General features: G+C 50.8%; 7 protein-coding genes and 1 rRNA gene. All 8 read right to left on the reverse strand.

The annotated features are described in order from the left end of the window. A 16S ribosomal RNA gene (locus tag ACJROR_RS08635) occupies positions 1-958 on the reverse strand; the annotation flags it as partial. A gap of 485 nt (positions 959-1,443) precedes the next feature. Next, on the reverse strand, positions 1,444-3,537 hold the full coding sequence (locus ACJROR_RS08640) for a UvrD-helicase domain-containing protein (protein ID WP_406546774.1): 2,094 nt from the start codon (positions 3,535-3,537) through the stop codon (positions 1,444-1,446). Positions 3,538-3,868: 331 nt separating this feature from the next. Then, the gene (locus tag ACJROR_RS08645) at positions 3,869-5,314 is read right to left on the reverse strand and encodes an ATP-binding protein (RefSeq protein ID WP_406546775.1); all 1,446 of its coding nucleotides are present in this window, start codon (positions 5,312-5,314) and stop codon (positions 3,869-3,871) included. 566 nt (positions 5,315-5,880) lie between these two features. Further along, positions 5,881-6,333: a 50S ribosomal protein L9 gene (gene rplI, locus ACJROR_RS08650; RefSeq protein ID WP_406037950.1), complete on the reverse strand. Its 453-nt coding sequence runs from the start codon at positions 6,331-6,333 to the stop codon at positions 5,881-5,883. 53 nt (positions 6,334-6,386) lie between these two features. Further along, positions 6,387-6,629: a 30S ribosomal protein S18 gene (gene rpsR / locus ACJROR_RS08655; protein WP_406037948.1), complete on the reverse strand. Its 243-nt coding sequence runs from the start codon at positions 6,627-6,629 to the stop codon at positions 6,387-6,389. Positions 6,630-6,640: 11 nt separating this feature from the next. Beyond that, positions 6,641-7,060, reverse strand: a complete 420-nt coding sequence (gene rpsF, locus ACJROR_RS08660; RefSeq protein ID WP_406546776.1) for a 30S ribosomal protein S6 — start codon at positions 7,058-7,060, stop codon at positions 6,641-6,643. Positions 7,061-7,223: 163 nt separating this feature from the next. Next, positions 7,224-7,979: a 23S rRNA (guanosine(2251)-2'-O)-methyltransferase RlmB gene (gene rlmB / locus ACJROR_RS08665; RefSeq protein ID WP_406546777.1), complete on the reverse strand. Its 756-nt coding sequence runs from the start codon at positions 7,977-7,979 to the stop codon at positions 7,224-7,226. Between the two features lie 195 nt (positions 7,980-8,174). Beyond that, positions 8,175-11,513, reverse strand: a complete 3,339-nt coding sequence (rnr, locus tag ACJROR_RS08670; RefSeq protein ID WP_406546778.1) for a ribonuclease R — start codon at positions 11,511-11,513, stop codon at positions 8,175-8,177. Positions 11,514-11,974: the final 461 nt, after the last annotated feature.

An 11,974-nucleotide genomic window follows, 5' to 3' on the forward strand; every position in this document is an offset into this window, starting at 1 on the left:
GAATTAAACCACATGCTCCACCGCTTGTGCGGGCCCCCGTCAATTCATTTGAGTTTTAACCTTGCGGCCGTACTCCCCAGGCGGTCAATTTAAAGCGTTAGCTGCGGAACCCGTTCTCTTCGGAACAGACTCCTGATTGACATCGTTTACGGCGTGGACTACCAGGGTATCTAATCCTGTTTGCTCCCCACGCTTTCGCGCCTGAGCGTCAGTTACTATCCAGAGGCCCGCCTTCGCCGCCGGTGTTCTTTCAGATATCTGCGCATTTCACCGCTACACCTGAAATTCCAGCCTCCCATATAGTACTCTAGTCATGCAGTTTCAAATGACCGCCCGACGTTAAGCACCGGGATTTCACATCTGACTTGCATGACCGCCTGCGCGCGCTTTACGCCCAGTTATTCCGATTAACGCTTGCGCCCTCCGTATTACCGCGGCTGCTGGCACGGAGTTAGCCGGCGCTTCTTCTGCGGGTAACGTCCGGCGGAAAGCCCTGTTGGAGCTCCCGTCTTCCTCCCCGCTGAAAGTGCTTTACAACCCGAAGGCCTTCTTCACACACGCGGCATGGCTGCATCAGGGTTTCCCCCATTGTGCAATATTCCCTACTGCTGCCTCCCGTAGGAGTTTGGGCCGTGTCTCAGTCCCAATGTGGCTGATCATCCTCTCAGACCAGCTAGAGATCGTCGCCTTGGTGAGCCTTTGCCTCCCCAACAAGCTAATCCCTCCTGGGCACATCTACAAGCGCATGGTTTCCCATCCTTTTCCCCTCAGGGCTTATGCGGTATTAGCACCCGTTTCCAGGTGTTGTCCCCCTCTTGTAGGCAGTTTCCCAGGTATTACTCACCCGTCCGCCACTCGTCAGCCAGAAAGGCAAGCCTTCCTGCTGCTACCGTTCGACTTGCATGTATTAAGCCTGCCGCCAGCGTTCAATCTGAGCCATGATCAAACTCTTCAATTTAAAAGTTTGCTTTTTTTGCTCAATAATGAATTTAACTGTTTCGTTGTTCACTCCGCAGTTCAATTATCGAGACTTCTTTTATTAGCTTTCCGATAATTTCTGCCGAGTGCCCACACAGATTGTCTAAGCTGTTTGTTAAAGAACTTCTTGCTCGTGCTGAGCAAGTGATGCGTATTTTAGAGTTTTTTTGAACCTCGTCAACACTTTTTTAAAAAATTTTTAAATTTTCTCTTTTTTGGGGCTTTTTTGCTGCTTTTTTGACCACATTGGTTAAAAAGTAACCAGTTTTACCATCAGTTTTCATCATTTTTTGACTTTGGGCACGATTTCAGTCTTCCAAACAGCATGTAAGGTAACGAAACGCTATTGAAAACTCCTCGTATCTCTGCTCTGATTCCGGAGCGCAATCCCTGCCGCGCCTTCAAAAAATCACCCATACAAACGCCAAAGCAGTAAAAGCCCGTCTGTTTGCTGTGTCATAAGCTTTACAAAAACTCTGACTTCTGACCATACCAGCTAATAAAAGCTCCTTTCTGCGCTCTGGTCAATGCAACATAGAGCAAGCACTTCTCAGCAGTCATGTTTTCCTGTCTGCTTACGGCATCTGCATGATCTACTGCCAGAGCCAGCGGAAGAACCCCTTTGTTGGCAGCCACAACAAAGACATACTGAAATTCCAGTCCCTTAACCCTATGCATGGTGGCTACGCGAATACCGTTCTGTTCGCGATCATCAGCCCTGCTTCCGCTAATCTCGTAGCATCTGAGACCATTTGCAGTAAACTTCGCTATGTAGTCTTTCACAAGCATGCGTCTTCTGGCAACCACGCAGATATTCTTATCCGAAACCCCGCCGGCAATCAAACCCCGGATCTTCTGCAGGACACCGGCAAACTCCTCGCTGGCATTAGCAAAAGACAGCACCTGCGGCTTTTCTCCATGAGTCAGTGACTGACACTTTTCACCGTCATCATAGTCATCATCCAGGTCATCAAAGGTAATTCCGTTCAAAAAGGCAAATGCCGTCCGGCGAATCTCCTCGGTAGTGCGGTAATTAATGCGAAGAATGCTGCTGCGGCCGCGCACATTGATACCGCATTGGCTGAGGGCTGCCCGATTCTTGTATATCCGCTGGTGAGCATCGCCAACGATGAAGAGATCATCATTGTGTTCATCCCCGGCCATGGCGCGAAGCAGCCTGAGTCCGTTCACGCTTAAATCCTGACATTCATCTACAATCACATGACGGTACCTGTTTTCCTTGCAGGATGTTTCCAGCAGCAAACGGCACTCATACATAGCTGTGTTAATGTCCCGGACATTTTGTTCCTTCATTTGATTCTGGTAGGCTTCAAACACTCTCCAGACCTGTATGCGACTATTTCTGTCAAGACGTGTGCCGCGGCCGTTTCTGGATGCTTTTAAATACTTCTCCAGAGTAAATGCTTCCTGAGCCGCTGCAATACGGGTGTACTCCTCCTGATAAAACCCCGCTGAGAAGCTGGTATCTGCACCGCTGTCAGCTATCGCATCCTCCCACAGCTTACTCAGCCGCTCACCATAGATAATCTCAGCTGAACATCCCTGCTCCCGGAGAAACTGAGCGACCCAGGCGTCCAAATTAATGACGTCAATTTTACGAAGCTCTTCCAGTGTGCAGATTTTTCTGAGGTTATCCTTGATATCAGAGGCCAGATTGGTCGTGAAAGTGGTAAAAAGAATGCGTTCATTGTCCTTCAATCCGGTGGCCAGATGCTTTGCCCGGTGCATGGCAACAACAGTTTTGCCGGTTCCGGCTCCGCCCAGCACCCGGGCAGATCCTTTATAGGTTCTGTTAACAATCTTCCTCTGGGCAGGATGGAGAAATACCCGCCACTTCTCCAGAGGTTCCGCCATAATGCGCCTAAGCTCGTCTTCCCCTTCAACCACAACGAAAGACTTCAGGGTTTCCGGATTTTCCAAAGCATCTGCAAGGCTGTGAGATACTTTTCCTGCTTCGTCATCATGCCTGAAAAGATCCTTCACTTCATCCACCGGAATGCCTTCCGCCAGCCACGAGAGATTTTCAAAGGCATCAGCCGGAAAAAGGCTTTTCCGGTCATAAAATTCCTGAACCGTTCCGATGCTCCTCACGAAGGATATCATATCCTCCGGGACTCCAAGCTCTAACAAATCTCCGTCAGACGCTTTTGAAAAGAGCATGACATCATAAGAGGCGGGAACGGCTTTTTGCATAATCTGCATTTCGTATACCTGGATCCCCCCGGTTATGGGGTTGACCTCGCATTTTTTATTTCTGGCCCAGGCATAGGCTTCATCATGATGATCCACCCATAAAAGCAGGTATACGCCGGTTTCCGGCTGTCTCACCACAATGCCCCGGTAAGTATTATCAATGCGCACAGAACAGAGCTTCCTGTCCTTGCAGGCGTTCAGCTTCTCATAGTTAATCCCCGGGGCCGTCGGATTATTGTGAAACTTATTCAGAAAATCTGTGACCTTGCCTTGTATTTGCCTTGGCAGCGCCGCAAAAGCATTAAAAAAGTCAGCAGATATTGCAACCTTTACATTTTCACGCATCTCATATCTCCCCGAAATACGCCCATAATTCATCTCCGGTGGCAGCTATTGTTCAGCCATGCCTGCTTCTGACACTGTAACACAGAAACTCTTAAACATTCTGGTTAAAGAATAATTTTTAACCATACTATGATATCCATCATGCATAAACCCCTAATCTCCCCGATTGCTCTTTCTTGCCATTGCTCACCGCAAATCTCATTCAGAACCGCACAACGTCTCGCTCCCTAAAAAATGATTCCCCCGTAACTGCCTTTTAAGGCATAGTTAAGGGGGAATCATCCGTTAAAGTCCGATAAATCCGGTACCTGTCGATTCTTGGAGGTTAATCTCAGGCAAACAGGTCATCCAGCACAAGCTCGCTGTCAACGATACCGCTGTGTTTGTTTTTCCTGACCCCATACAGGGTAATGAAGGTGCATCTGAGATCCTTGCGAGTTTTTTCCGCATGCCGGAACGTCTCTATGCGGTTTCTGATTAAAGATTCGTACCCGGCATCAATTTCATAACTGTCGGATGAGCATTTCATTTCGCACAAGTTCATTACTTCATCCTTTCTGTCAATTATGAGATCAATCTGCCCGCCGTCCCAATGACTGCCATTTGCATCCGTGTATGCTTTCATACTCCAAGCATAAACATTGCTTAGAATTCCGGAAATACCCAGTTTCAGCTTGATTTGCCGGATATGATGCAGACAAGCCTGCTCAAAGGCGTACCCGGCCCAGCTGTTTTTTACCCCGGTCTTGCCGAGATTCGTCCAAAAATTCTCATCCTGGCCGGCAGTGCCGTTTCCTATGAAGCGGAGATAAAACAAAGAAAACATATCCGTAAGCTGGTATAGCTTCGCCCTTTCCTTTTTCCGAGGAGCTGTGTAGCTTCTGATAAAATCACAGGAAATAAGATTTTTCAGAATTCTGGTGAGTTCGCCTCCGGAAAGCCGGCAGCCTTTGCTAATTTCCTCTCTGGTAAGCCCGGTCATTTTCGCTGCCAGAGTCTCAACCACTCGTCTGTAATTACTGCTGTCCTTAAACAGGGAGCGGAATATAAAATCAAACTCCGGTCTTAAAGGAGCATTTTCAGCAAAAAGCAGGGCATCGACATTCCGGGATAACGGTTTCTCCCGATCCAGCATGGCCAGGTAATAAGGAATCCCCCCAAAAATCATGTAGGTATCAAGCACCTGTTTTCTGCTGTAATGCATTTCCTTGATATCGTTAAGGAAGTGTTCTGTATCCAGAAGAGTGAACGGCGGGAGATATACGGATCTGGTTACTCTGCCGTACAGCCCTCCGGGGTCTCCGATAAATTTATCCACCATCCAAATTGCATCAGACCCGCATACATACACCTTAAGAAGCGTGTCCGCGCTCCGCCAGCAGTTCCAAAAAGAAGAAAAGGCTGCCAGAAAATCACTCTTTGCCGTATCCATCCACGGCAGTTCATCAATAAAAACTAACACCCGCTCCTTTCCAAGACTGATGAGAAAGTCCTGCAAATTCTGAAACGCCTCGAACCAGTCCCCCGCGCTCCCTGCGGAATTACCGCTAAGTCTGCAGAGTTCTCTTTGAAATTCCCGGATCTGCACTTTAGCAGGACTGCGGTATTTTGCAGTATATTCAAAATCAAAACGCCCCTCGAAAACATGTCTGATAAGAAAGGTCTTGCCAACACGCCTTCTCCCGTATACTGCCACAAGTTCGGAATTATTTGAGGAACAGTATGCTTCCAAGAGCCTGATTTCCTCGGTTCTGCCGATAAAATTGCCTGTTTGCATCTTTGCTTCCCTCTGATTATGCGGCAAAGCGCCTGCTTGCATTAGCTCAGGGCCAAAAGTCTGAATGCCTGATTGCACTGCCCATTTATGCATTATTCCCCCTTAACTCACTTATAGAATATAGTTACGGAGGAAAAATTCATGATTTTTGATAAATATCACACTCTAAAAGACCAATCTCAGATGAATTATCACCAAAAGAAGGCAGCGAATCCGCTTCATATGAATGCTTGATTCCTGATCATTCCCCCCGTAACTGCCTCTGAAAACATAGTTAAGGACAAAAAATCCGCATTTTTTGATAATTGTCACACTCTATAACAACCAGTTCTCGGAGCGATTTATCGCTAAGGGAATCCGGTAATTCCATCGCAGTTCCCCGTCCTCTTAGGGATTATTCCCCCGTAACTATGCCTTAAAAGGCAGTTACGGGGGAATAATCCCTTGAGGGGGTAAAAGCCCCTGCCTCCAGGCATCAAGTCCCCGATCTCCGCCGGAGCAGGCATCGCAGTGACAAAAAAAGGAGAGGCCTGAACCTCTCCCTTGGTTAGTCGCTGCCGCAAGTATTACTTGGCAGGAACTACATTGAGCTTAATAGCGGTCTTAACGTCCGGATGCAGAGAAATAGCAATCTCATACTCGCCGGTAGAACGGAGCACGCCTTCGGAAAGACGAATCTCGCTCTTATGAACCTCAACACCGGCATTCTGCATAGCTTCGGCAATATCGCGGGTGCCCACAGAACCGAAGAGCTTGCCTTCATCACCGGCCTTGGCTTCAATAACAATGCTTCCCAGAGCATCGATCTTGTCGCAACGAGCCTGAGCATCAGCCAATTCCTTGGCAATCTTTGCTTCCAGCTCAGCGCGCTGCTCTTCAAACTTTTTCTTGTTAGCCTCAGTGGCCATTACAGCCTTTTTCTGCGGGATGAGATAGTTACGGGCAAAGCCGCTCTTAACCTTAACCTGATCACCCAGTCCGCCCAGGTGAGCAATCTTATCAAGAAGAATAACTTCCATTACCTTTCCTCGAAATAAAAATAAAACAGAGTTAGGCCTTCACACCCTGCTGATTACTTGCCCTGCTTGGAAGCATGGAGATCAGTGTAGGGGAGAAGCGCCAAGTAACGAGCACGCTTAATAGCCACAGCCAGCTGACGCTGGTATTTGGCGCGGGTGCCGGTAATACGACTCGGAACGATCTTGTAGGACTCAGTTACATAGCTCTTAAGAGTGTTCAGATCCTTGTAATCGATCTCGGTTACGCCATCTGCAGTAAAACGGCAGAACTTACGACGATGGAAAAAATGTGCCATAAACTCGCTCCTTATTCCTGGTTTTCTTCTTCAGCTACGGCAGCTGCTTCATCGGCTTCGTTAGCCTGAACAGCATCATCAGCATCGCGATTGTCGCGGGAATGACGCTCCTCGCGGGCCTTGAACATCGGAGAAGGCTCGGTAACAGCTTCCTTGGTACGGGTGATGAGGCAGCGGATAACTGCATCGTTGTAACGGAAGAGGTTAGAGAGCTCGTCTATAACCTTCTGATCAGTATCGGCATTGAGAAGCACATAGTGAGCCTTGTGCAGCTTTTCAATAGGATAAGCAAGCTGACGACGCCCCCAGTCTTCCTTGCGGGTAATCTTTCCACCGGCTTTTTCAATAATGCCAACATAACGTTCAACCATGCCCGGAACCTGTTCGCTCTGGTCAGGATGAACCATTATTACGATTTCATAATGACGCATTTGTCATGCTCCTTACGGATACAGCCTCTTAGCTCGGTCTGCTTTTGAGGCAAGGAACTAAATTACAGATAGACCGACGTGCGGATTATAAGGATACCATTCTCTAAAAGCAAGAATTATTTGTCAGAGGTCACAATATCTTCTCCGGCCGATCCGGCCCGGCTTACTGCTTCCGTTCCGGAAGCCGCTGCCGCACCGCCTCGTAAAGCACCACTCCGGTGGCAACTGAAACATTAAGGCTGGTAACCTTGCCGTACATGGGGATTTTCACGAGCTCATGGCAGTTTTCCCGGGTGAGTCTTCTCATGCCGGTGTCCTCGGCTCCCATAACCACCGCCAGAGCTCCCTTAAGATCGGCGTCATAAAGCATCTTGTCAGTTTCCCCGGCAGTGCCCACAATATAGATGTTGCGATCCTTGAGCTCCCGCATGGTGCGGGCCAGATTGGTGACGTAGAAAACCGGAACCGTCTCCGCTGCTCCCGAAGCCACCTTTTTGGCCGCCGGAGACAGAGGAGCGCTGTTATCCTTGGGTACGATCACCGCATCCACCCCGGCGCCGTCGCAGTTTCTGAGACAGGCTCCCAGATTGTGGGTATCGGTGACATTGTCAAGAATCAGAAGGAAGGGCTTTTCCCCGAGGCCGTCCAGAAAATCCCAGAGCTCGTTATCCCCTCTTTCCTTCAGGGATTTTACCCGTACCACGATCCCCTGATGGGTGCCGCCGAACACCTTTTCATCCAGAGCCTTTCTGGTAACCTCGGTAACCCTGAGATCCAGCTTCCGGAAAGCGGCAATGATTTCCTGAAGTCTGGCATCGTCCCGCCCCCGGAGCGCGTAGCCTTCAATGATTCTTTCGGGCTCCTCCTCAAGAAGAGCCTTCACGGCATGAATACCGTATACATATTCCTGTTTGCTCATATCAGCACCTTAAAAATTCAACTTTACAACTGTTTCTGCATAACTGTTTTCGCGGCTTCCCTTACCACAGTGTTTACTGCCGCTTTCACAGCTATGAACGGATAACGCGATAAAAAACAAAAAATCCGGATCTCGCTTCCGGAAAACCATAAAGGGCCGCCCGCGGACACGGCGTCCGAGAGCAGCCCGCTCTCATTACAGCACTGTGCTTACAAAGTGCCTGATTAATGCCTGACGCATTTCCTCGACCTTTTCCTGCTGCTTCCGGACGTTCTCCTCCTGAACGCTGAGAGCCTCCTTTTCCTTAAGGTAGGCGGCATAGGTCTCCCGGAACTCCGGATTTGCGGTCAGAAGCTTTTCCAGTCCTGCATCATCTATACCTGAAGGAGCGGCAGTGATCTTTTCCGGAGCAGGCTTATCTGCTGGAGCAACTTCCGGAGGAACAGCGTTTTCGCTCTCCTTCTTGCGGGATTTTTTGCCGCGGGTCTTTTCCTTCTTTCCGGCATCAGCGGAGGAAGCCTGAGGGATCTTTTCCGGAGCCGGAGCTGCTGCGGACGCCGATGCGGCTTCGGAAACAGCCGAATCTCCGGCGGCAGATCCGGTCTCGCCGTTATTCTCCCCGTCATTCCTGCCGGAGATGTTCTGACTCCAGGAATCCAGAGAAGCAACGATCCTCTGGTTCACTTCATCTCCCGCAAGTCCGGAAGCGGTAATCTCCGGAACCGGAATGCCGGACTTGGTTCCCGCATTCCCGGCGGTCTCCGGAGTCCGGTTCTTTTTGCCCTTCCGGCCCTTGCCGGAAACCAGGGTCATATTGATCTTTCCGGATTCCACATCCACTTCATCGATTCTGACTGTAACCGGATCTCCGATGCGGAAGGAAATGCCGGTTACCTCTCCGGTCAGGGAGCAGCTGTCCCGGTTATAGATCAGATAATCGCTTACCCCCATGGCGGTGATATGCACGAGGCCGTCCACATGGAAGCGGGGGATTTCCACAAATATGCCGAAGGATTCCACATTGGAAATAACCCCGGGCAGGCTCTTCCCCAGGAACTGCTCCATAAAGCGGGCCTTGAGAGACCGGGCCACCTCTCCCGTGATCCTGTCCGCCCTTCTCTCGGTTTCATTGCACTGCTCGGCGATCTTGAGAAGCTCCGGATCCTGGAATGACCGGGCTCCGCAGGAATGGCCGCTTTCCCCCAGAAGATGCTTGATCTCGCGATGCAGCACCAGATCCGGATAACGGCGAATCGGAGAGGTAAAGTGCGCATAGTGGCGCAAGGCCAGCCCGAAATGGCCCTGGTTAACCGGAGAGTACTCGGCCAGAGACATGGAACGCAGCATCATCACGCTGAGAAGCTTCTTGTTGGGACTGTCCTTAAAGCTCTCCGCCAGCCGGGCATAATCTGCGGGCTCAGGATGGTCGTCACCGTCCAGATGGTATCCCAGAGGCTCAATAAAGGCCCGGAAGGAGGCCAGCTTGGAGATCGACGGCGCGGCATGCACCCGGTACAGGGTGTGTCCCTGAGCCTCGCTCACCAGTTTTGCCGCGCAGATATTGGCGGCGATCATGCATTCCTCGATAAGCATGTGAGCATCGTTGCGCACTAAGGGAACGATATTGGTGAGCTTCAGGTTCTCATCAAAAACAAAGCGCACCTCCTCGCTCTCAAAATCCACCGTGCCCCGTCTCTGGCGGGCTTCCTTTAGAACGCGGTACAAATCATGAAGGTCTCTGATATGAGGCAGAAGCGGCTTAAATTCATCCTCCGGCTCCTGTCCGTCTATCATGGCGGCCACATTGGTATAGGTCAGCCGGGCATGAGAGCGCATGACTGCCTGATAAAATGAATACTCGCCGAGGTCGCCGGACTTGGACACAAACACCTCGCAGACAAAGCACAGCCTGTCCACGTGAGGATTCAGGGAGCAAAGACCGTTGGAGAGCTTCTCCGGGAGCATGGGCACCACATAATTGGGAAAATAAACGGAATTGCCTCTTTTGGCTGCCTCGGCATCCAGAGGGGTATCCGGCCGGACATAATAGGACACATCGGCAATGGCCACCCACAGCCGGAAGCCTCCGTCCTCCCGGCGGCAGTACACCGCATCGTCAAAGTCCCGGGCATCCTCGCCGTCAATGGTTACCAGCGGGAGATCCCGGATATCGCGGCGGTTCTGCTTGTCGCTTTCCGGCACCTCATCCGGAATATTCCGGGTCTGCTCAATAACTTTAGTGCCGAACTTATGAGGAATGCCGCTCCGGAGCACCGCGAGCTGGATCTGCACGTCCAGCTGTCCCAAATCCCCCAGCACCCGGGCGGTTCTGACCTTAAAGGATTTCGGGCTTTCTCTCTCCGTGATATCGCAGATCACCACGGATCCCATAACGGCATCTCCAAGGTCGGCGGCAGACGGAAAAACAAAATGGCAGTCGCCAAAGCGGGGATCGTCCGCTGTTAAAACGGCTCCCTTATAGCGCTTCATGACGCGGCCCACCACGGAATTATGATATGCGGCGATGCTGCTTACGTAAAAAACTGTTTTCCGGGCGTTTAAACATCCCTTAATCAGATCTCCGTGAAACAAGGGCATGCCGCTCTGGTTTCTGATCTCCGTGAGGGCGCCGTTTTCCAGCTCCGCCCGCATGACATACATGCAATCCATTTTACTGGGGCCGAACTGCTCATTATCAAAAACCACTCTGGCGGTAACCTCTGCGGCCGAAACCAGAACCCAGCGATCCCTGCCGCTCGCGACATACTTCATGGTTCCCGTATCAAGAGCGTTCTTTATGACTCCCCTGACAAGATCAGGCGAAACACGGCTGTTCTGTTTGCCAGACAGCGAAGTAATATGCTTCTGAATTTTAGAAATATATTCTTTGCTCAGGCTGTTTCCCGGATTACTGCCCGGATCCCTAGCATCGAGTTCCGCGCTGCCGGCCGCCAGTATAATCAGATCCTCCGGAGAGAGATTCTCCGTCATGCCGGCAGCATCAGGCATCGCCGAAGCATTTTTCGGATCTCCCCGGGACTCAGGGCCGGAAGCCCCGGGATCATGCTCCGGAGCTTCCCGGAAGCTCTGCACCGGAGCGGTGCCATCCATCATGCCGTCCAGAAGATCATTGAGTTCGTCATTTTCCGAAAGCGCGGCATCCTCGCTGGCTAGGGTAAAATCCTGCGCCCCCGGGGACACCTCTGTCTCACCGGAGAAATGGGGTACCTGCTCCGCCTCAGGCGCTGTCTTTCCGGCGCGGCGTTTCCGGGAGTCCTTTGGAGCAGGAGCTTTTTCATGAGCCGGAGCGGGCCTCTTCGCGGCTGCGGTTTCCTGCGGGAGAGCCGGCGCCTCCGAGGCCGGAGCACCGCTTAAGGGAGAAAATCCTTTAATAGTGGAGCCGCCCAGCCGCGGAGCCGGCTGCGCTTTAACGTTCCTTTTTCCCTTAGGAGCGGATCCGGAGTTCTTCCGCGGTGCCTTGCTCTCGGCGCCGCCCTTCTTCTTACTATTGGCACGGGTATTTTTTTCAGTCATTTTTCACCAGCAATTAAAATCTTCAGGGGCCGCCTTACCGGGGAGCCCCGCAAACAGGGACTGCTTTCCGTCCGCAGTCATAAACCGTCCCGGATTTCTCTCTTCGGAACGACAGTAAAATCAAAACGCGCCGGCACTAACCGCAGGATCGCGCAAAATTAAGGATGTCATGAGCGCCGTACCGCTGTCACCGCATCCCCATTTAACCGGGTTCGGGAGACAGTTTCCCTGAGCTCCGCATTACAATATCACATGAGATTCGCAATTTGTAAACCATTTCAACAAAAATCGTATAAACCCTTATAAAACAAGGGATAACAATCACATTTTTAAACCTTTGGTGTAAAAAAACGGTGTAGTGCTTTTTCTGTTGATCAGCTCCTTTCAAAGCATTAAAAACACAAACAAAGCCTTATGATAAAAGGCTTTAGGCCTAAACGTTGCCTAAATTCATTTCAGCG

Origin of the sequence: Succinimonas sp., assembly GCF_045225735.1 — a bacterium.
Classification (GTDB): Bacteria; Pseudomonadota; Gammaproteobacteria; order Enterobacterales; family Succinivibrionaceae; genus Succinimonas.